This window comes from Streptomyces sp. NPDC001532 (assembly GCF_040298625.1).
Classification (GTDB): domain Bacteria; phylum Actinomycetota; class Actinomycetes; order Streptomycetales; family Streptomycetaceae; genus Streptomyces.
In genome coordinates, this window is record NZ_JBEPAL010000070.1 from 1 (window position 1) to 19,276 (window position 19,276).

Annotated in this window: 17 protein-coding genes and 1 pseudogene; 9 read left to right on the forward strand and 9 right to left on the reverse strand. The window is 72.3% G+C overall.

Going from position 1 to position 19,276, the window contains the following annotated elements; all coding sequences use genetic code 11:
• The 5 genes from ABT232_RS36790 to tkt form a co-directional block, all read right to left on the reverse strand.
• On the reverse strand, positions 1 to 264 hold a 264-nt coding region (locus ABT232_RS36790), incomplete at its 3' end, for a phosphoglucose isomerase-related protein (protein WP_502975536.1).
• Between the two features lie 16 nt (positions 265 to 280).
• Positions 281 to 1,207, reverse strand: coding sequence for a glucose-6-phosphate dehydrogenase assembly protein OpcA (gene opcA, locus ABT232_RS36795; protein ID WP_351848736.1), 927 nt, complete (start codon positions 1,205 to 1,207; stop codon positions 281 to 283).
• The gene (zwf, locus tag ABT232_RS36800) at positions 1,204 to 2,766 is read right to left on the reverse strand and encodes a glucose-6-phosphate dehydrogenase (RefSeq protein WP_351848739.1); all 1,563 of its coding nucleotides are present in this window, start codon (positions 2,764 to 2,766) and stop codon (positions 1,204 to 1,206) included. Before zwf ends, opcA begins: the two co-directional genes overlap by 4 nt.
• The gene (gene tal, locus ABT232_RS36805) at positions 2,763 to 3,908 is read right to left on the reverse strand and encodes a transaldolase (RefSeq protein ID WP_351848741.1); all 1,146 of its coding nucleotides are present in this window, start codon (positions 3,906 to 3,908) and stop codon (positions 2,763 to 2,765) included. Before tal ends, zwf begins: the two co-directional genes overlap by 4 nt.
• A 19-nt stretch (positions 3,909 to 3,927) precedes the next feature.
• Entirely contained in the window at positions 3,928 to 6,003 is a 2,076-nt protein-coding gene (gene tkt / locus ABT232_RS36810; protein ID WP_351848743.1) for a transketolase, read from the reverse strand.
• Positions 6,004 to 6,163: 160 nt separating this feature from the next.
• Here tkt and ABT232_RS36815 point away from each other — a divergent pair, with 160 nt between their 5' ends.
• The gene (locus tag ABT232_RS36815) at positions 6,164 to 7,057 is read left to right on the forward strand and encodes a helix-turn-helix domain-containing protein (protein ID WP_351848746.1); all 894 of its coding nucleotides are present in this window, start codon (positions 6,164 to 6,166) and stop codon (positions 7,055 to 7,057) included.
• A 90-nt stretch (positions 7,058 to 7,147) separates the two neighbouring features.
• Here the strand turns inward: ABT232_RS36815 and ABT232_RS36820 are convergent, their stop codons facing one another.
• Together ABT232_RS36820 and ABT232_RS36825 are read right to left on the reverse strand one after the other, a co-directional pair.
• The gene (locus ABT232_RS36820; protein ID WP_351848748.1) at positions 7,148 to 8,545 is read right to left on the reverse strand and encodes a glycoside hydrolase family 16 protein; all 1,398 of its coding nucleotides are present in this window, start codon (positions 8,543 to 8,545) and stop codon (positions 7,148 to 7,150) included.
• Between the two features lie 346 nt (positions 8,546 to 8,891).
• A complete protein-coding gene (locus tag ABT232_RS36825; RefSeq protein ID WP_351848786.1) occupies positions 8,892 to 9,278 on the reverse strand; it encodes a sodium-independent anion transporter in 387 nt (128 codons plus the stop codon).
• Between ABT232_RS36825 and ABT232_RS36830 the strand changes: the two are divergent.
• The 4 genes and pseudogenes from ABT232_RS36830 to ABT232_RS36845 all read left to right on the forward strand — a co-directional run.
• A pseudogene (locus tag ABT232_RS36830) lies at positions 9,224 to 9,499 on the forward strand (GAP family protein); the annotation flags it as partial. The gene ABT232_RS36825 and the pseudogene ABT232_RS36830 sit on opposite strands and share 55 nt — an antisense overlap.
• Positions 9,500 to 9,582: 83 nt before the next feature.
• Complete coding sequence (locus tag ABT232_RS36835) at positions 9,583 to 10,413, forward strand: SDR family NAD(P)-dependent oxidoreductase (RefSeq protein WP_351848751.1); 831 nt, start codon at positions 9,583 to 9,585, stop codon at positions 10,411 to 10,413.
• 143 nt (positions 10,414 to 10,556) lie between these two features.
• Positions 10,557 to 11,786 carry a cytochrome P450 gene (locus tag ABT232_RS36840; protein WP_351848753.1) on the forward strand — a complete coding sequence of 410 codons (1,230 nt, stop codon included), beginning with the start codon at positions 10,557 to 10,559 and terminating at the stop codon, positions 11,784 to 11,786.
• Between the two features lie 166 nt (positions 11,787 to 11,952).
• Positions 11,953 to 12,147, forward strand: a complete 195-nt coding sequence (locus ABT232_RS36845) for a hypothetical protein (RefSeq protein ID WP_351848755.1) — start codon at positions 11,953 to 11,955, stop codon at positions 12,145 to 12,147.
• A 302-nt stretch (positions 12,148 to 12,449) separates the two neighbouring features.
• Here the strand turns inward: ABT232_RS36845 and ABT232_RS36850 are convergent, their stop codons facing one another.
• Complete coding sequence (locus ABT232_RS36850; protein ID WP_351848756.1) at positions 12,450 to 13,298, reverse strand: hypothetical protein; 849 nt, start codon at positions 13,296 to 13,298, stop codon at positions 12,450 to 12,452.
• Between the two features lie 238 nt (positions 13,299 to 13,536).
• Here ABT232_RS36850 and ABT232_RS36855 point away from each other — a divergent pair, with 238 nt between their 5' ends.
• Positions 13,537 to 14,877 (forward strand): 6-phospho-beta-glucosidase, encoded by a 1,341-nt coding sequence (locus ABT232_RS36855; RefSeq protein ID WP_351848758.1) that lies wholly within the window; start codon positions 13,537 to 13,539, stop codon positions 14,875 to 14,877.
• 135 nt (positions 14,878 to 15,012) lie between these two features.
• Positions 15,013 to 15,900, forward strand: coding sequence for a sulfotransferase family protein (locus ABT232_RS36860; protein ID WP_351848761.1), 888 nt, complete (start codon positions 15,013 to 15,015; stop codon positions 15,898 to 15,900).
• A 343-nt stretch (positions 15,901 to 16,243) separates the two neighbouring features.
• On the opposite strand, the gene ABT232_RS36865 is transcribed toward ABT232_RS36860, so the two are convergent.
• The gene (locus ABT232_RS36865) at positions 16,244 to 17,371 is read right to left on the reverse strand and encodes an ATP-grasp domain-containing protein (protein ID WP_351848763.1); all 1,128 of its coding nucleotides are present in this window, start codon (positions 17,369 to 17,371) and stop codon (positions 16,244 to 16,246) included.
• A gap of 359 nt (positions 17,372 to 17,730) precedes the next feature.
• Between ABT232_RS36865 and ABT232_RS36870 the strand changes: the two genes are divergently transcribed.
• Positions 17,731 to 18,591: a metallophosphoesterase family protein gene (locus ABT232_RS36870; RefSeq protein WP_351848765.1), complete on the forward strand. Its 861-nt coding sequence runs from the start codon at positions 17,731 to 17,733 to the stop codon at positions 18,589 to 18,591.
• Positions 18,588 to 19,268 (forward strand): 4'-phosphopantetheinyl transferase family protein, encoded by a 681-nt coding sequence (locus ABT232_RS36875; protein ID WP_351848767.1) that lies wholly within the window; start codon positions 18,588 to 18,590, stop codon positions 19,266 to 19,268. The genes ABT232_RS36870 and ABT232_RS36875 overlap by 4 nt, the downstream gene beginning before the upstream one ends.
• The last annotated feature ends 8 nt before the right edge of the window (positions 19,269 to 19,276 follow it).

The following is a 19,276-nucleotide window of genomic DNA, read 5'->3' on the forward strand; positions in this document are numbered from 1 at the left end:
GTTGATCCTCTCGCCGCGGAACATGGCGTCCCGCAGCCCGGACACATCGGTGGCCGCGGCCAGCTCGCGCAGCAGCTCCAGCGTCTCGTCGGTGATCAGATGCTTGGAGTAGTCGATGCGCAGGTCGCCGACGCGCACCACATACCGCTCGGCGCGGCCGGGGTCGGTGTCGAACAGCTCACGCAGATGCGTCCGCCACTCGGCACGGTGGTCCTCCAGGGCGGTCCACTCGGGACGCCGGGTGAGCCAGGGGGAGTCGGACATCGCAGACTCGGACATGTCAGGCGTTCTCCTTGGTGGCCTCGCCCCGCAGGGCGACGGCGTACATCTCGTCCGCGTCGAGGCGCCGCAGCTCCTCGGCGATGAGTTCGGAGGTCTGGCGCACCTTCAGGGCGAGGGTGCGCGAGGGCTGGCCGGGCAGGGTGAGCGTGGCGAGCGGGCCCTCGGGCCGGTCGATGACGATCTCGCCCTTCTCGGTGCCGAGGCGGACGCCGGTGACGACCGGTCCCGCGGTCTCGACCCGCTCGACCTTCACATGCAGCCGGGCCTCCAGCCAGCGGGCCAGCAGCTCCGCGCTGGGGTTGTCGGCCTCGCTCTCCACGGCCGCCGAGGTGATGGGCAGCCGCGCCTGGTCGAGGGCGGCGGCCAGCATCGAGCGCCACGGCGTGAGCCGGGTCCAGGCGAGGTCGGTGTCGCCGGGCGCGTAGGCACGGGCCCGGGACTCCAGGGCCGCCAGCGGCCGCTCGACGGCGTACATGTCGGTGATCCTGCGCTGCGCCAGCGCGCCCAGCGGGTCCTTGGCGGGCACCTCGGGGGCGTCCACCGGCCACCACACGACGACGGGCGCGTCGGGCAGCAGCAGCGGCAGCACCACCGAGTCGGCGTGGTCGGACACCTCGCCGTAGGTGCGCAGGATGACGGTCTCGCCGGTGCCGGCCTCGGAGCCGACCCGGACCTCGGCGTCCAGCCGGGACTGCGTCCGGTCGCGGGGGCTGCGGGCGTGCCGCTTGATGACGACCAGGGTGCGCGAGGGGTGCTCGTGCGAGGCCTGTTCGGCCGCCTTGAGGGCGTCGTAGGCGTTCTCCTCGTCGGTGACGATCACCATCGTGAGGACCATGCCCACGGCCGGTGTGCCGATGGCCCGGCGGCCCTGCACCAACGCCTTGTTGATCTTGCTTGCCGTGGTGTCGGTCAGGTCGATCTTCATGGCCTGCGCCAGCTCCGTCCGTCTCGTGCGAGCATCTCGTCGGCTTCCTTCGGTCCCCAGCTGCCCGACGCGTACTGGGCGGGCCTGCCGTGCGCGGCCCAGTACTCCTCGATCGGGTCGAGGATTTTCCAGGACTCTTCCACCTCCTGGTGACGGGGGAACAGGTTGGCGTCGCCGAGCAGCACGTCCAGGATCAGCCGTTCGTACGCCTCCGGGCTGGACTCGGTGAACGACTCGCCGTAGGCGAAGTCCATCGTGACGTCCCGGATCTCCATCGAGGTGCCCGGAACCTTGGAGCCGAACCGGACCGTCACGCCCTCGTCGGGCTGGACGCGGATGACGATCGCGTTCTGGCCCAGCTCCTCGGTGGCCGTGGAGTCGAAGGGGGAGTGCGGGGCGCGCTGGAAGACCACCGCGATCTCCGTCACCCGGCGGCCCAGGCGCTTGCCGGTGCGCAGGTAGAACGGGACGCCCGCCCAGCGGCGGTTGTCCACGCCCAGCTTGATCGCGGCGAAGGTGTCGGTGGTGGAGGCCGGGTCGATGCCGTCCTCCTCGAGGTAGCCGCGCACCTGCGCGCCGCCCTGCCAGCCGCCCGCGTACTGCCCGCGCACGGTGTGCCGGCCGAGGTCCTGCGGCAGCCGTACGGCCTTGAGGACCTTGAGCTTCTCGGTGAGCAGCGACTCGGCGTCGAAGGCGGCGGGCTCCTCCATGGCGGTGAGGGCCATCAGCTGGAGCAGGTGGTTCTGGATGACGTCACGGGCGGAGCCGATGCCGTCGTAGTAGCCGGCCCGGCCGCCGATGCCGATGTCCTCCGCCATGGTGATCTGCACATGGTCCACGAAGGACCGGTTCCAGATCGGTTCGAACATCTGGTTGGCGAAGCGCAGCGCCAGGATGTTCTGGACGGTCTCCTTGCCCAGGTAGTGGTCGATCCGGAACACCTGGTCCGGTTCGAACACGTCGTGCACGATGGCGTTCAGCTCGCAGGCGCTGTCCAGGTCGTGGCCGAACGGCTTCTCGATGACCGCGCGTCGCCAGCCGCCCTCCGGCGCGTCCGCCAGCCCGTGCTTCTTCAGCTGCTGGACGACCTTCGGGAAGAACTTCGGCGGTACGGAGAGGTAGAAGGCGTAGTTGCCGCTGGTGCCGCGCGAGGCGTCCAGCTCCTCCACCGCCGAGCGCAGCTGCTCGAACGCCTTGTCGTCGTCGAAGTCGCCGGGGATGAACCGCATGCCCTCGGCGAGCTGCTGCCAGACCTCCTCGCGGAAGGGGGTGCGGGCGTGCTCCTTGACGGCGTCGTGCACGACCTGCGCGAAGTCCTGGTCCTCCCAGTCCCGGCGGGCGAACCCGACGAGCGAGAAGCCCGGCGGCAGCAGCCCCCGGTTGGCCAGGTCGTACACGGCCGGCATCAGCTTCTTGCGGGACAGGTCACCGGTCACACCGAAGATGACGAGCCCGGACGGGCCCGCGATCCGCGGCAGCCGGCGGTCGCGCACATCGCGCAGCGGATTGACCCAGCCGTTCGCCCGGTCGGTCAGCTCCGCGAGAGGTGTCTCGCTCATTCCGCGTCAACTCCCTTGTTCTGCAGGGACTTCGTCACCGCGTCCAGCAGGTCCTGCCAGGCCGCCTCGAACTTGGCGACACCTTCGTCCTCCAGCTGCTGGACGACCTCGTCGTAGGAGATGCCCAGCCGCTCGACCGCCGCGAGGTCGGCGCGGGCCTGGGCGTAGCCGCCGGTGACGGTGTCACCGGTGATCCGGCCGTGGTCGTGGACGGCGTTCAGGGTGGCCTCGGGCATCGTGTTGACCGTGCCGGGGGCGACCAGGTCGTCGACGTACAGGGTGTCCTTGTACGCCGGGTCCTTCACGCCCGTCGACGCCCACAGCGGACGCTGCTTGTTGGCCTTGGCGCCGGACAGCGCCAGCCAGCGCCCGCCGCCGAACACCTCTTCGTAGGCCGCGTAGGCGAGCCGCGCGTTGGCGAGCGCCGCGCGGCCCTTGACGGCCAGCGCCGCGTCGGTGCCGAGCAGGGTGAGGCGCTTGTCGATCTCGCTGTCGACGCGGGAGACGAAGAAGGAGGCCACCGAGTGGATGGTGCTCAGGTCGCGGCCCGCCGCCTGGGCCTTCTCCAGGCCGGCGAGGTAGGCGTCCATGACCTCGTGGTAGCGCTCCAGGGAGAAGATCAGCGTGACGTTGACGCTGATGCCCTGGGCGATGACCTCGGTGATGGCGGGCAGGCCCGCCCGGGTCGCCGGGATCTTGACCATGACGTTGGGGCGGTCGACCAGCCAGGCGAGCTGCCGGGCCTCGGCGATGGTGGCCGCCGTGTCGTGGGCCAGGCGGGGGTCGACCTCGATGGAGACCCGGCCGTCCCGGCCGCCGGAGGCGCTGTATACAGGATGCAGAATATCGGCGGCGGCCCGCACATCGGCGGTCGTCATCATCCGAACGGCCTCGTCGACCGTCACCCCCCGCACGGCGAGGTCGGCCAGCTGCTCCTCGTAGCCCTCGCCGGAGCCGATGGCGGCCTGGAAGATCGACGGGTTGGTGGTGACACCCACCACGTGCCGGGTGGCGACGAGTTCGGCGAGGTTGCCCGACTCGATCCGCTTGCGCGACAGGTCGTCCAGCCAGATCGACACGCCCTCGTCGGACAGGCGCTTGAGTGCTCCCGCGGTCGCGGTTGCTTCGGTCACAGTGATCATCTTCCTTCTGGCAGTCGGACTAACCACGAGCGGCGGCGAGTGATTCCCGGGCCGCGGCGGCGACGTTCTCGGCGGTGAAGCCGTAGGCGGCGAACAAGGTCTCGGCGTCGGCGGAGGCGCCGAAGTGTTCGAGGGAGACGATGCGTCCTGCGTCACCTACGAACCGGTACCACGTCAGCCCCACCCCGGCCTCCACAGCGACACGCGCCTTCACGGACGGCGGAAGGACGCTCTCGCGGTACGCGCGCGGCTGCTCCTCGAACCACTCCACGCACGGCATCGACACCACGCGGGCGCCGACCCCCTCCGCCTGGAGCAACTCGGCGGCGGCGACCGCGAGCCGGACCTCCGAACCGGTGGCGATGAGCAGGACGTCGGTGCCGCCGGTGGCGGACTCGCGCAGCACGTAACCGCCCCGCGCCGCGTCCTCGTTCGGCGCGTGCACCGGTACGCCCTGACGGGTGAGGGCGAGGCCGTGCGGAGCCGGCCGGTCGGTGTGCCGGCGCAGGATCTCGCGCCAGGCGATCGCGGTCTCGTTGGCGTCGGCCGGGCGGACCACGTTCAGGCCCGGGACGGCGCGCAGCGAGGCCAGGTGCTCCACCGGCTGGTGCGTCGGGCCGTCCTCGCCGAGACCGATCGAGTCGTGCGTCCACACGTACGTCACCGGCAGCTGCATCAGCGCCGACATCCGCACCGCGTTGCGCATGTAGTCGGAGAACACCAGGAAGGTGCCGCCGTAGACGCGGGTGTTGCCGTGCAGCGCGATGCCGTTCATCTCCGCGGCCATCGAGAACTCGCGGATGCCGAAGTGGATCGTGCGGCCGTACGGGTCGGCCTCCGGCAGCGGGTTGCCGGCGGGCAGGAACGACGACGTCTTGTCGATCGTCGTGTTGTTCGAGCCGGCCAGGTCCGCCGAGCCGCCCCACAGCTCCGGCAGCACCTCGCCGAGCGCCTGGAGCACCGTGCCGGAGGCGGAGCGGGTGGCGACCGACCTGCCGGGCTCGAAGACCGGGATCCGCTCCTCCCAGCCGGCCGGCAGCTCGCCCCTGCTGACGCGGTCGAACACGGCGGCGCGCTCGGGCCGGTCCGTCCGCCAGGCGGCGATCCGCTTGTCCCAGGCGGCGTGCGCCTCGGCGCCCCGGTCGAGGGCCCGCCGGGTGTGCGCCAGCACCTCGTCGGAGACCTCGAAGCCGCGCTCCGGGTCGAAGCCGAGGATCCGCTTGGTGGCCGCGATCTCCTCCTCGCCCAGCGCCGAGCCGTGCGAGGCCTCGGTGTTCCGGGCGTTGGGCGCGGGCCAGGCGATGATCGTGCGCATCGCGATGATCGAGGGCCGCCCGGTCTCCGCCTGCGCCGCCTTCAGCGCCGCGTACAGCGCCGGTACGTCGATGTCGCCGTCCTCGGCCGGCTCGATCCGCTGGGTGTGCCAGCCGTAGGCCTCGTACCGCTTCAGCACGTCCTCGGAGAACGCGGTCGCGGTGTCGCCCTCGATGGAGATGTGGTTGTCGTCGTAGAGGAGGACGAGGTTGCCGAGCCTCTGGTGGCCGGCGAGCGAGGAGGCCTCGGCGGAGACGCCCTCCTCCAGGTCGCCGTCGGAGACGATCGCCCAGATCGTGTGGTCGAAGGGGGACTGCCCGGCTGGGGCCTCTGGGTCGAACAGACCGCGCTCGTAGCGGGCCGCCATCGCCATGCCCACGGCGTTCGCCGCGCCCTGGCCGAGCGGGCCCGTCGTGGTCTCCACGCCGGCGGTGTGGCCGTACTCGGGGTGGCCGGGCGTCCTTGAGCCGTGGGTGCGGAACGCCTTCAGATCGTCCAGGCCCAGTTCGTAGCCCGCGAGGTACAGCTGCGTGTAGAGGGTCAGCGAGGTGTGGCCGGGGGAGAGGACAAAGCGGTCACGGCCCGTCCACTCGGGGTCGGCCGGGTCGTGCCGCATCACCTTCTGGAAGAGCGTGTACGCGGCGGGGGCCAGGCTCATCGCCGTGCCCGGGTGGCCGTTGCCGACCCGCTGGACGGCGTCGGCCGCCAGCAGGCGGGCGGTGTCGACGGCACGCCGGTCGAGCTCGGACCACTCGAAGCCGTCGGATGTCCGCGTGCTCATCTGATCGCAGTCCCCTTCAAAAAGTAACTGAATTCCCTGTTGTTGCTGGTCAGGCGCGTTCGACTTTAAAAGTCTGACTTTTACGAGTGAAGGTCGGGGTGTGTCAGCCTGTGGTGAAAGTGGGACACCCCCAGCGCGACCGAGGCGGCACGAGAAGGACATGGCGGACAGAACCAACCAAGCGGGCGACGGTGACACCATCCGAACCCTCGCCTTCCCCGCCGGCCGCGGCCTCGGCGGCGTCGGCATCCAGGTCGGCCCTCTCGGTGGCGACCCCGGCTGGCAGGCCGAGGCGCCGCCGGACCGCGTCCACCGCATCGACTTCCACATCGTCATGTGCTTCGCCGCCGGCCCCGTGCGCCACATGGTCGACTTCACCGAGTACGAGGCGACGGCCGGCGACGTGCTGTGGATCCGCCCGGGACAGGTGCACCGCTTCACGACCGGGAGCGAGTACCGCGGAACCGTCCTCACCATGCAGCCCGGATTCCTCCCCCGGGCCACCGTCGAGGCCACCGGCCTCTACCGCTACGACCTGCCGCCCCTGCTCCACCCCGACCCGGCCCGCCTCGCCGCCCTGCGCGCCTCCCTCGACCAGCTGCGCCGCGAGTACGAGGACACCGCCACCCTCCCGCCGAGCCTGCACACCGCCGTGCTGCGGCACTCCCTGACCGCTTTCCTGCTGCGTCTCGCCCATCTCGCGGCCAGCTCCGCCGAGGCCTCCCGGCAGCGGACCGACACCGCCTTCACCCTGTTCCGGGACGCCGTCGAGGAGGGCTTCGCCACCAATCACAGCGTCAGCGCCTACGCCGACGCGCTCGGCTACTCCCGCCGCACCCTGGTCCGCGCGGTGCGGGCCGCGACCGGCGGGACACCCAAGGGCTTCATCGACCGCCGGGTGGTGCTGGAGGCGAAGCGCCTGCTGGCCCACACCGATCTGCCGATCGGCCGGGTGGGCGTGGCCGTCGGCTTCCCCGACGCGGCGAACTTCTCCAAGTTCTTCCACCAGCACACCGACATGACGCCGGCGGCGTTCCGCGCGGAGCTGCGGTAGCGGGACCGGTCCGGGCGCCGACGGGAAAAGGGCCCCCCGCGCGGGAGGCCCTTTTCGTGTTGCGGCGGGTCGGCGCCCGCGGATGCGGGGTCACCGGCCGAAGCTGAACCAGTTCACGTTGACGAAGTCCGCCGGCTGTCCGCTGGTGAAGGTCAGATAGACGTCGTGCGTGCCGGTCACCGAGGAGATGTTGGCGGGGATCGTCCGCCAGGACTGCCAGCCGCCCGTGTTGCCGACCGCGAAGCTCCCGATCGGCGCGTTGCTGCGGCTGTCCAGGCGCACCTCGACCAGCCCGCTCACCCCGGAGGCGGCCCCGCTGGCGACGCGGGCGCTGAACTGGGTGGCCGCGGTGGAACCGAAGTTGACGCCCTTGTAGAGCGCCCAGTCACCGTTGGCGAGGGCGCCCAGGTTCTGGCCGCCACCCGTGTCCGAGGTGCTCTCGCTCATCACGCCGGACTGACCGTCGTAGGACTCGGCCTGGATGGCGCTGTAGGCGTCGCGGTTGCCGGTCGGCGGAGGCGTGGTACCGCTCCCACCGGCCGACAGCACCTGGACGTAGTCGACCACCATCGCGTGGCCGGGGACCGTGCCGGCGTCCGGGCCGCCGCCGAAGGCGTCGGGGAAGCCGCCGCCCATCGCCACGTTGAGGATCAGGAAGTAGCCGTGCTCGGTGGCGTTCGCCCAGGTCGTCGCGTCGACCTGGTTCTCCCGGACGGTGTGGAAGTTGTTGCCGTCGACGGAGAAGCGGATCTCCTCCACGCTGGTCGAGCGGTCCCACTCCAGACGGTAGGTGTGGAAGCCGGCCTGGCAGGTGGTGCCGGGACAGGCGGTGGAGCCGCCGATGCCGCTGGTCTCGTTGCACGGACCGCCGGGCGAGGTGCCGCAGTGCATGGTGGCCCACACGGTGTTCAGGCCCTGCGTGTTCTCCATGATGTCCAGCTCGCCGACGGCGGGCCAGTTCCAGTAGTTGCCCCGGTAGGGACCGCCCAGCATCCAGAACGCGGGCCAGTAGCCCTTGGCGGCGGCGCCGGTGACGTTCGGCACCTGGAGGCGGGCCTCCACCCGCAGCTTGCCGCCCGCCGGGGGCTGGAAGTCGGTGCGGTTGGTCTCGATGCGGCCGGAGGTCCACCGGCCGGAGGCGTCGCGACGCGGGGTGATGCGCAGGTTGCCGTTGCCGTCGAGGGCGACGTTGTCGGTGCTCGACGTCATGGTCTCGATCTCGCCGGTGCCCCAGTTGGCGGGGCCGCCCGGGTAGCCGGTGCCGGTGGCGTACCGCCAGTTCGCGGTGTTCACGCCGGTGCCCGCGGCGCCGTTGAAGTCGTCGACGAAGACCTGCGTCCAGCCGGACGGGGGCGGCGGCGCGGCCGCGGTCGCGGACGGGGCGGTGACCGCGGCGGCGGCCGCCGCCAGGCCCAGGGCGCCGACGACGGCGACCAGCGCCCGCCGCAGCGGACGCCGTCTGTGGCTGGTGCCGGAGGGTGCGCTCATGTGGGGGTGCCTCTCGGGTACGGGAGTGGGTGCGCGGGTGACTGCCGAGAGCGCGCCGGAAGGACCCGAGGGCCTGAGAGCGCTCTCAGAGTGCGCCCAATGTGCTCGCCGCCACTTCGGACGTCAAGAGGTGAAACCGAGAAAGTCCTTATGTCCCACGGGAGTTCACTCCCTGAAGCGGCAGATAGGCGCGCTCTCCGCCCACTCGGAACGGCGACCTCGCTCACCATCGCACCGGCCTGACCGGCGACCTCGCTCACCATCGCACCGGCCTGACCGGCGACCTCGCTCACCATCGCACCGGCCTGACCGGCGGACCGGTCCGGCACTCAGGCCGGTCCGCCGGTCAGGCCGCTCCGCCGGCCACAGCCGAGTCGGCGTCGTCCACCGTCCGGTGGAGGCCGTGCGGTCCGAGCTGGTCGGCCGGCGTGTGCCGGACCAGGTCCCGTTCGGCGCCCGCCCGTACGTGAGCCAGATGCAGGGCGATGCCTTTCCCGGCCAGTTCCTCTCTCAGCTCCCGCAGCGTGTCGAGGACCGGGACGCCGAGCTGGTAACTGCCGGTCAGATCCAGGACGACGGCTCGGGGCGGTGGGGCGGTGTGGGCGACCAGGTCGCGGACGGCGAGGCGGACACGGTTGATGTTTCCGAAGAACAGGCTTCCGTCGGGCCAACCCCAAGAACCTCGTCCTCGCGGTCGGCGGCGCGGTCTCCATCGCCTCCAGCACGGCCTCAGCCGGCGGCAGGACGGTCGCGGCCGTCCTCATGGTGCTGATCGCGTCCCTGTGCACCCTGCTGCCGCTCGGCGTCTACCTCCTGGGCGGCGCGAGGTCGACGGAGGTGCTCGGTGAGTGGAAGGCTTGGATGGCCGCCCACAACGCGGCCGTCATGGCCACCGTCCTGATCGTCCTCGGCGCCAAGTACACCGGCGACGCCATCAGCGGGCTGACGGGCTGAGGCCGTCCGGGGACCGATCGGGGCGGGTCCGTTCCGACCGGTGGGTGACGCTTGGCGCCGGACGGCGGGGTTACTCGCCCGGTATGAACGACACCCGGCCCATTGCCCTGATCACCGGCGCGTCCAGCGGAATCGGCCGCGAACTGGCCCGGCAGTTCGCGCTGCACGGATACGACCTCGTGGTGAACGCCGAGGACGAAGGACTGGAGGCCGCCGCGCGTGGCCTGCGGGAATCCGGCGCGGAGGTCCGCGCGGTGCGGGCCGACCTCCGGACCGCCGAAGGACGGTACCGGTTGCTGGACGCGCTCGACGGCCTGACGGTCGAGGTGGCCGCGCTCAACGCGGGGGTCGGCCAGGGCGGCGCCTTCGTCGACACCGACCTCGCCGACGACCAGGAGATCATCGATCTCAACGTCACCGCGACCGTCCGGCTGGCCAAGCCGCTGCTGCGGGCCATGGTGGCGCGCGGTACCGGCCGGATCGCCTTCACCTCGTCCGTGGCCGCGACGATGCCCGGCTCCTTCCAGCCCGTCTACAACGCCTCCAAGTCGTTCGTGCAGTCCTTCGCCGAGGCGCTGGCGGAGGAGGTGAAGGACACCGGGGTGACGGTCACCTCGGTCATGCCGGGCCCGACGGACACAGACTTCTTCCACCGGGCGGGCATGGCCCAGGACACCCGGATCGGCACCATGGCGAAGGACGACCCCGCCCAGGTGGCCGAGCAGGCGTTCCGGGCGATCGTGGAGGGCGAGAGGAAGGCCGTGACCGGAAGCCTCAAGAGCAAGGCGCAGGGGCTGGCCGGAAAGGTGCTGCCCGACAGCGTCAAGGCGGCGGCCCACCGGCGGCTGGCGGAACCGGGGACCGGCGACCGGAACGGCTCCGGCACGGGGCAGGACTCCGGGCGGCGGGAGTGACCACCTGACGGCCTGAACCGCCTGAACCGCCTGAACCGCCTGAAGGCCTGACCACCTGGCGGCCTGACCGCCTGACCGCCTGACGGCCTTCGGCCGCCGAAGCGCGGCGGTGTCGGCGCGGTCGTCGCGGGCACTCCGGGGACATGAGCTGCCACCGACTGGTTCCCGAGTCCCTGGCCCTGCTGTCCGAGGGCTACGCCTGGCTGCCCGACCTGATGCGCGCAGAGGGCGACACCGCGCTGAACCTACGCGTCCTCGGACACCCGGCCCTGGCCGTGCGGGGGCCCGACGCGGTCCGCTTCTTCTACGACGAGGACCACGTCCGGCGGCACGGCGCACTCCCCGGCCCGGTCCTGAGCACCCTCTTCGGCCACGGCGCGGTCCACACCCTCGACGGAGACGCCCACCGGCACCGCAAGTCCCTCTTCCTGCCCCTGCTGGAGACCGACGCGGTGACGGGCTCGGCCGAGCACATCACCACCGCCTGGGACGAGGCCGTCCCGCGCTGGGGGCAGCAGCCCGACGTGGTGCTGTTCACCGCCGTCGGCCGGGTGATCACACGCGGTGTCTGCCGCTGGGCCGGCGTCCCCCTGGCCGAGGGCGAGGAGGAACCGCTGGCGCGGGACCTGCTGGCCATGGTGGACGGGTTCGCCACGGCGGGCCCCCGGCACTGGCGGGCCTGGCGAGCCCGTGCCCGCCAGGAGCGACGCTTCGCCGACCTCGTCACCGAGGTGAGGTCCGGGGCGGCCCGCGTCCCGGCGGGCTCCGTACTGGACCGCGTCTCCCGCCACCGCGACGCCGACGGCACCGAACTGCCGCCACGGACCGCGGCCGTGGAACTGCTCAACATCATCCGCCCCACCACGGCACTGAGCTGGTTCGTCGCCTTCGCGGCGCACGCCCTGCACCGTTGGCCCGAGAACCGGGAGCGGCTGCGCTCGGGCGAGGCGGGGTTCGCCTCCGCGTTCGCCCATGAGGTCCGCCGCTTCTACCCCTTCGCCCCCTTCCTGGGCGGTCAGGCCGTCACCGACCTGACCTGGCAGGGCCGCCGGGTCCCGGCCGGGGGCCTCGTCCTGCTGGACGTCTACGGCCAGAACCACGACGAACACCTGTGGAAGGACCCGTACTCCTTCCGCCCCGAGAGGTTCCTCCACCACCCGCCCGGCAGCGACGAACTGATCCCCCAGGGCGGAGCGGATCCAAGGACCGGACACCGCTGCCCCGGCGAGGCCATGGCCGTGGGCATCCTGGAGACACTCTCCCGGCGTCTGGCCGACCTGAACCACGAGGTTCCGCCGCAGGACCTGACCATTCCGCTGGACCGCATCCCCACCCGGCCGCGCAGCGGAATGATCGTCCGCGTACTCGCCTAGCACGGTCGATGCCCTCATGACGTGGTGGCCGCGGAGCCACCGAGCGTGAATGTCCGCGCCGGACGTTTCGGCCGGGGCCCGTGAGTCACCCGTGTGATCGGCAAGCGTTCCGGCAAGCGTTCCGGCAAGCGTTCCGGCACGCAGGAGGAAGCGAGGAGGAGAGCCGATGTCGAACCCGCAGCAGCCCGAAGTGCGACGCAGTGACAAGGGGGCGGGCACTCCGCAGGACAGCGAGGCCCGCAAGGCGGCACAGCCCGCCCACGGAAGCGGCGGCCGCGCCCATGGCACGGACCGCGGCGACAAGGGTGGAGGAGAAGGCGGCGGTACGCCTCCCGAGCAGCGGCCGGACCACCCGGCCTGAGCCCGGCCGTACCAGCGGAGAGGAGCGACCGCGACCGTACCCGAGGAGAACCGCCCGAGGACGGCATCCACGGACGGCATCCACGGACGACGTCCTCGGACGACATCCACGGACGACGTCCACGGACGACGTCCTCGGCACGGTTGACGGCAGGACCACCGGCGAGCGCGGCGACGGCGCCACCGGACGCACCCTGCGGGAGGCGATGAAGGAAACCGGGCTCCGCCGGACGACATGCGCGACGAGACCGGAGATCAGGGCGACGAGACCGGAGATCAGCCCGGCGGCATCCGGGATAGGGATCAGCCGGTGACCTCCCGGTACGCGTACACCGACGTCGCCACCACACACGCTCCGGGCTGGATCACCTGCGCCCTCAGGGTGCCGGAGGCCGGGTCGTGATCGACGCCCTCCGTCTCGTACGAGCCGGTGCACATGCTGCGCTCCGGCAGCGCGAACAGGCTGGTCACCGTGGCGGTCACGGGGCTGCCGTCCAGCGGGTGCGGCAGATCGAGCTGGAGCAGCGGCCGCCTCTCCGGGAAGAGCGAACCGGTGGCGTCGTTCGAGGCGCAGACCAGACGGGTGGCGGTCACGAAGTCGCAGCCCTGGATGTCGCGCACCGGCCGGTCCAGGCTGATCTGCCCGGCCTCCGGCAGGGTCCCGCCGGCCTGCGGCGTGGCCGGGTTGAGCAGCGGCGCGGGGAACACCTGGAGCCGGCGCTGCTCACCCCACTCGCCTCCGACCAGCCACTGGGCGTCCGGCGAGACGGCCGCGAAGGAGTTGTTCACCTTCTCGCCCGGACCGAGCGGATGGACGTACTCGTAGCGCTTGCCGGCCGGGGTGGTCACCGTGAACAGCTTCGACGTGGCGGTGTCCGCACCCTGGTAGGCGTCGATGACATGGCCGCGCGCGATGTCCGGGTCGCCGACGTGGTTCCAGCCCTTCAGCCGCAGCCCGAGCGGGATGTCGGCGAGGCCCCGGTACAGCAGGGAGCCGTCCGCGTGGCTGGCGAGGCCCTGTCCGCCGCCCAGCGTGTCGGTGTACGACGTCCCGGTCTCCGTCCAGCGCGGCGCGCCGGCGGCGGAGGCGGTGCCGGCGCCCACGGTGAGGGCGGCGGCGAGGGTGGCGAGGGCGAGCAGGTGACGTCTCATCAGGATCCCGTCGGCGAGGCGGAGATGGGGTTCGCATCGAACCACGAGCGGGACCGCGGGTCACCGTACGGTCTCGGCCAGGCGTGCCGGAGGACGAAGCCCCGCGAAGTACCGCGAACGGCCGCCGGCCCCGGTGCCGGTCGGTGGCCCCGGCCGGTCGGCCCGCCGAGTACTGTGCGGAGCGTGCCGGGCAGGTGATCACGGCGGGACGACGGAACGGCGGGAAGGCGGGAGCGGCGTGAAGCTGGCGATTCTGGGCGGCGGCGGATTCCGGGTGCCGCTGGTGTACGGGGCGCTGCTCGGGGACCGTGCCGAGGGCCGGGTGACACGGGTCGTCCTGCACGATCTCGACGACCGCCGACTGTATGCGGTCTCCCGTGTACTGGCCGAGCAGTCCGCGGGCGTGCCCGACGCCCCCGAGGTCACCGCCACCACCGACCTCGACGAGGCCCTGCGCGGCGCCGACTTCGTCTTCTCCGCGATCCGCGTCGGCGGCCTGGAGGGACGGGCCGACGACGAGAGGGTCGCCCTTTCGGAAGGGGTGCTGGGCCAGGAGACGGTCGGCGCGGGCGGCATCGCCTACGGGCTGCGCACGGTACCCGTCGCCGTCGACATCGCCGCCCGGATCGCCCGCCTCGCCCCCGACGCCTGGGTCATCAACTTCACCAACCCGGCCGGCCTCGTCACCGAGGCCATGTCCCGCCACCTGGGCAACCGGGTCATCGGCATCTGCGACTCGCCGGTCGGCCTGGGCCGCCGGATCGCCCGCGTCCTCGGCGTCCCGAACCCCGCCGAGGCCTGGATCGACTACGTCGGCCTCAACCACCTCGGCTGGGTGCGCGGCCTGCGCGTCGCCGGCCGCGACGAACTCCCGCGGCTGCTCGCCGACCCCGCGCTGCTCGGCTCCTTCGAGGAGGGCAAGCTCTTCGGCGCCGACTGGCTCCGCTCGCTCGGCGCGATCCCCAACGAATACCTGCACTACTACTACTTCAACCGCGAGACCGTCCGCGCCTACCGGCAGGCCGAGCGGACCCGCGGCGCCTTCCTCCGCGACCAGCAGTCCCGCTTCTACGCCGAGGCTGGCGACCCCGGCAGTTCCGCGCTGGCCGCCTGGGACCGCACCCGCGCCGAACGCGAGGCCACCTACATGGCCGAGAACCGCGAGACCGCCGGCGCCGGCGACCGCGACGCCGACGACCTCTCCGGCGGCTACGAGAAGGTCGCCCTCGCCCTGATGCGGGCCATCGCCCGCGACGAGCGCACCACCCTGATCCTCAACGTCCGCAACCGCTCCACGCTGTCGGTCCTCGACGCGGACGCGGTGATCGAGGTGCCCTGCCTGGTCGACGCCAACGGCGCCCACCCGGTTGCCGTGGATCCGCTGCCCGGCCACGCCACCGGCCTGGTCTGCTCGGTCAAGGCGGTCGAACGCGAGGTGCTGTCCGCCGCGGCGTCCGGCTCCCGTACGACGGCGGTGAAGGCGTTCGCCCTGCACCCGTTGGTCGACTCCGTCGCCGTGGCCCACCGCCTGCTGGACGGCTACACCGCCGTCCATCCCGGCCTCGCGTACCTGAGGTAGCCGGACACCGGCCGGACGCGGCCCGGTTCCCACGAACATTTAAGGAACCGGATTCGTTCCTTCCCGGACACCTCGGGTTCGCCCGCCGCCCCTGGGATGCGGTGGCGGGGGGCCAGGCGAGAGGAAGGTGTCACCGTGGGAGATCCGCGTATGTCCGCCATCGGCAAGGGACTGAGGCGTCGCGGCAGACTGATGGTCCAGGCGGTCAGCCCGCCCCGCCGCACCCTCGACGCGCTGCCGGCCCAGCCGCGCCGCACGGGCACCCCGCAACGCCCGCAACGCCCGGCCTACGAGGCGCCGGCCGCACCACGCCTGGTCTCCTCACCGGTCTTCGTGCTCTCCTCGGTCCGCTCCGGCTCGACCCTGCTCAGGGTCCTGCTCAACAGCCACAGCCGGATCCGCGCCCCGCACGAGATGCATCTGCGCACGGTCCACGTCGCGATGTCCCGCGACTTCACCGCCGACGCCATGCGGGAGCTCCGGCTGGACCGGCAGGAGCTGGAGCACGTCCTGTGGGACCGGGTGCTGCATCTGGAGCTGACCCGCAGCGGCAAGGACCACATCGTCGACAAGACCCCGGCGAACACCCTCATCTGGCCCCGCCTGCACCGATGTTGGCCCGACGCCCGCTACATCGTGCTGCTGCGCCACCCCGCCGCGGTGATCGCCTCCCTCACCCGCCGCCGAACGGACCCCGACCACCGGGCCATCCGCGCCGAGGTCCTCGACTACGCCGAGAAGCTGGAGGAGGCCCGCACCCGGCTCGACGCCCATGTGATCACCTACGAGGAGCTGACCGCCGACCCGGAACGCGTCACCCGCGGCCTCTGCGACCACCTCGGCGTCCCCTGGGAGCCCACCATGCTCGACTACGGCACCCAGGACCACGGCACCTTCCGCCCCCAGCTCGGCGACTGGAGCACCACCCTCAGGTCGGGCCGCATCCAGGCCGCGAAGCCGGGCGACATGGATACGCAACTGCCGCCGAGACTGGCGGAGTTGGCGAGGGAGTGGGGCTACTGAGCGGACGCGGGACGCGGGACGCGGGACGCGGGGTGCGGGATGCGGGGGTGCGGGATGCGCGGCGCAAGGCGCGGGGCCGGGGGCGTAAGGCGACGCGGGGCCGGGGGTCCGGAAGCGGCGCGGGGCGGGGTCTGGGGAGCGGCGCGGGGAAACCGCGCGACCGGCTTCCACGCACCCGCACACCGGCGCAGCCACGCACCGGCGCCCCGCGCACCGGCGTACCTGCGTACCGGCACCCCGCGCACCTGCGTACCGGCGCCCCGCGCACCCGCGCACCCGCACAACCAGGACACCAGCGCACCGACGCACCGACGCACCGACGCGCCCGCGCAGCGCTCCGCGCCTACAGCGGCAGGACCTCGGCCGAACCGACCGGAGAGGGGACCGCGGGCAGCGGTGCCGGCTCGGTGGTCGCGGACGTCTCCTCCGCCCGCTGGTGCGGCAGCGACACCGCCCGCAGCGGCCGCGGCCCCGCCACCACCGTGTAGTCCTGGCCGAGGAACGGCGGCGCCATCTCGCCCGGGTCCTCGCCGAGCGCCAGCCGCACGGCCGCCCACGGCACGTTGATCCCGCACAGCGACAGCTGGTGCAGCCCGCCCGCGGGCCGTGTGTTCACATCCATCAGCACGGGCCGGTCGCCGAACATCCGGAACTGGATGTTGGACAGGTAGTGCAGCCCGAAGCCCTCCGCGATCCGCCGCGCCGGCTCCAGCCACTGCTCGTGCAGCGTGAACCCGCGCCGCCGGCCGTTCTTGGTGCGGCCCACGGCCAGCCGAATCCGGTTGTCGGGACCGGTGAGGCAGTCCACCGACACCTCCGGCTGCTCCAGCCTCGGCATCACCAGCCAGTCGACCTGCTCCTCCGCCTCCCGCACCGCCTCGACAACCAGGTCGAGCGGGACGTACGGACCGGGGAAGCCGTTGAGGTGCATGAGCGAGAAGGGAGCGCGGGTGACGACGCGGAAGCCCACACCGCCCGCGCCGGACGCCGGCTTGAAGCACGCCTTGTGCCCCGACGCCTCCAACTCGTCGACGGCGGCCACGAGTTCGTCGGCGGTGCGGACCCGCCACCACGGTGGCACGGGCACCCCGATCGCCTGTACCGCCTCGTAGGCGATCACCTTGTCGTGGAAGACGGCCACGGCCTCCGGCGGCGGCGCCAGCAGCGCGGTGCCGACCGCCTCGAACTCCGCGCGGTGCGCCACGATCGCCGCCTGGTGCAGCCGCGGCACGAACACGTCGATACCGCGCCGCGCGCACAGGTCCAGCGCGAACTCCACGTAAGCCGCGGGCGACAGCCCCTCCGGCTCCAGCTCGGCGGTGTCGGCGGCGGCCAGCACCGGCGAGTCCGGGTCGCCGTGCGTCGCGTGGATCTCGACGGCCCGGTCGTGCGGATTTCGGCGGAGCTGATCCATGAAGAACACGTTCTCCGCGTACGTGCGGTTGAGCCAGACGCGTACGCGAGAGACCATTCAGGCCGCCTTTCACGGTTCGCGGGCACGGCGGAGCGGGGCCGACCCGGCCAGGGGGATGTGTGGAGGTACACCGAACCGCCCCTGAGTGAAGGGGGTTCGAGGCGGTGGTGTTGGGGCGATCATACGGCTTCGCGGGGCCGCCGCGTGCAACGTACGTGTTACGGATAAACCGATCTTGCCCACCCGGACCGCCCGTTCCTGATATCCCGGTGGCTCCCGTGGCCCCGCCCGCTCCGGCACCCCACCCCCACCCCCTGTCCCACCGCGGGGACGGCCCGTGCCCGGGTGTCACCCTTGCCCGCCGCCGCGCACATGTGTTCTCGTGGAGCCGTTCGCGTGATCCGAGGGGGCGACAGGTGACATCGACGGCCGATGGTGCCGGGCAGCTGCTGGCCATCAGCGACCTGCACATCGGATACGCGGAGAACCGGGCGCTGGTGGAGCGGATGCGCCCCGGCAGCGACGACGACTGGCTGATCGTGGCCGGAGACGTCGCCGAGTCGGTGTCCGCGATCGAATGGGCCCTCAAGACGCTCGCCGGACGCTTCCGCAAGGTCGTCTGGGCGCCCGGCAACCACGAACTGTGGACCCACCCCTCGGACGCCGTCACCCTGCGCGGCGTCGCCCGCTACGAACACCTGGTCGAGATGTGCCGCGGGCTCGGCGTCACCACACCCGAGGACCCCTACCCCGTCTGGGAGGGCCCCGGCGGCCCCGTCGCCGTCGCGCCCCTGTTCCTCCTCTACGACTACTCCTTCCTGCCCGCCGGGTGCACCACCAAGGAGGAAGGGCTGGCCTACGCGCACAAGACCGGCATCGTGTGCAACGACGAGTTCCTGCTCCACCCCGACCCCTACCCGACCCGCGAGGACTGGTGCCGGGCCAGGGTCGCCGAGACCGAGCGCCGACTCACCGCGCTCCCCGAGGACCTGCCCACGGTCCTCATCAACCACTGGCCGATGCACCGGCACCCCACCGACGTGCTCTGGCACCCCGAGTTCGCCATGTGGTGCGGCACCCGGCTGACCGACGACTGGCACCACCGCTTCCGGGCCGCGGCCATGGTCTACGGCCATCTGCACATCCCGCGGACCACCGTGCACGAACGCGTCCGCTTCGAAGAGGTGTCCGTGGGCTACCCCCGCGAATGGCGCAAGCGCCCCCAACCGCCGGGCCGGCTGCGCCGCATACTCCCGACGGAGGACGGAACCCGGTGATCGAGGAACTGCTGCCGGACACGGTGGTCGCGGTCGAGGCGTACGGCACCGACGAGGCCGGGGACAGCCCGCTCTACCCCGGCGAGGAGCCGTACGTGGCGCAGGCGGTCGCCAAGCGGCGACGCGAGTACGCCACCGTCCGCGCGTGCGCCCGCCGGGCCATGGAGAAGCTGGGCGTGCCGCCGCAGGCCATCCTGCCCGGCGAACGGGGCGCCCCGCGGTGGCCCGAAGGGCTGGCCGGCAGCATGACCCACTGCACCGGCTACTGCGCCGCCGCCCTGGTCCGCGCCGGTGACCTGGCCTCCCTCGGTATCGACGCCGAACCGCACGGGCCGCTCCCGGACGGCGTGCTGGAGGCCGTCGCCCTGCCCACCGAGCGGGACCGGCTGCGCCGGCTGGCCGCGGACCGGCCCGAGGTGCGCTGGGACCGGCTGCTGTTCAGCGCCAAGGAGTCCGTCTACAAGGCGTGGTTCCCGCTCACCGGGCAGTGGCTGGAGTTCTCCGAGGCCGACATCGACCTCACCATCGACCCGGGCGAGGAGCCGCGCGGCCGGTTTCGGGCCGAACTGCTGGTCCCCGGGCCGCTGCTGGGTGATCATCGCGTCGGCCACTTCGAGGGCCGCTGGACCGTCAGCCGCGGCCTGGTCGCGACGGCGGTGACGGTACCGCACGCCTGACCGGCGGG

Coding starts and splice junctions, on each gene's coding strand:
- opcA (WP_351848736.1), bottom strand. CDS start 1,207: ATGAAGATCGACCTGACCGACACCACGGCAAGCAAGATCAACAAGGCG.
- zwf (WP_351848739.1), bottom strand. CDS start 2,766: ATGAGCGAGACACCTCTCGCGGAGCTGACCGACCGGGCGAACGGCTGG.
- tal (WP_351848741.1), bottom strand. CDS start 3,908: ATGATCACTGTGACCGAAGCAACCGCGACCGCGGGAGCACTCAAGCGC.
- tkt (WP_351848743.1), bottom strand. CDS start 6,003: ATGAGCACGCGGACATCCGACGGCTTCGAGTGGTCCGAGCTCGACCGG.
- ABT232_RS36815 (WP_351848746.1), top strand. CDS start 6,164: ATGGCGGACAGAACCAACCAAGCGGGCGACGGTGACACCATCCGAACC.
- ABT232_RS36820 (WP_351848748.1), bottom strand. CDS start 8,545: ATGAGCGCACCCTCCGGCACCAGCCACAGACGGCGTCCGCTGCGGCGG.
- ABT232_RS36835 (WP_351848751.1), top strand. CDS start 9,583: ATGAACGACACCCGGCCCATTGCCCTGATCACCGGCGCGTCCAGCGGA.
- ABT232_RS36840 (WP_351848753.1), top strand. CDS start 10,557: ATGAGCTGCCACCGACTGGTTCCCGAGTCCCTGGCCCTGCTGTCCGAG.
- ABT232_RS36845 (WP_351848755.1), top strand. CDS start 11,953: ATGTCGAACCCGCAGCAGCCCGAAGTGCGACGCAGTGACAAGGGGGCG.
- ABT232_RS36850 (WP_351848756.1), bottom strand. CDS start 13,298: ATGAGACGTCACCTGCTCGCCCTCGCCACCCTCGCCGCCGCCCTCACC.
- ABT232_RS36865 (WP_351848763.1), bottom strand. CDS start 17,371: ATGGTCTCTCGCGTACGCGTCTGGCTCAACCGCACGTACGCGGAGAAC.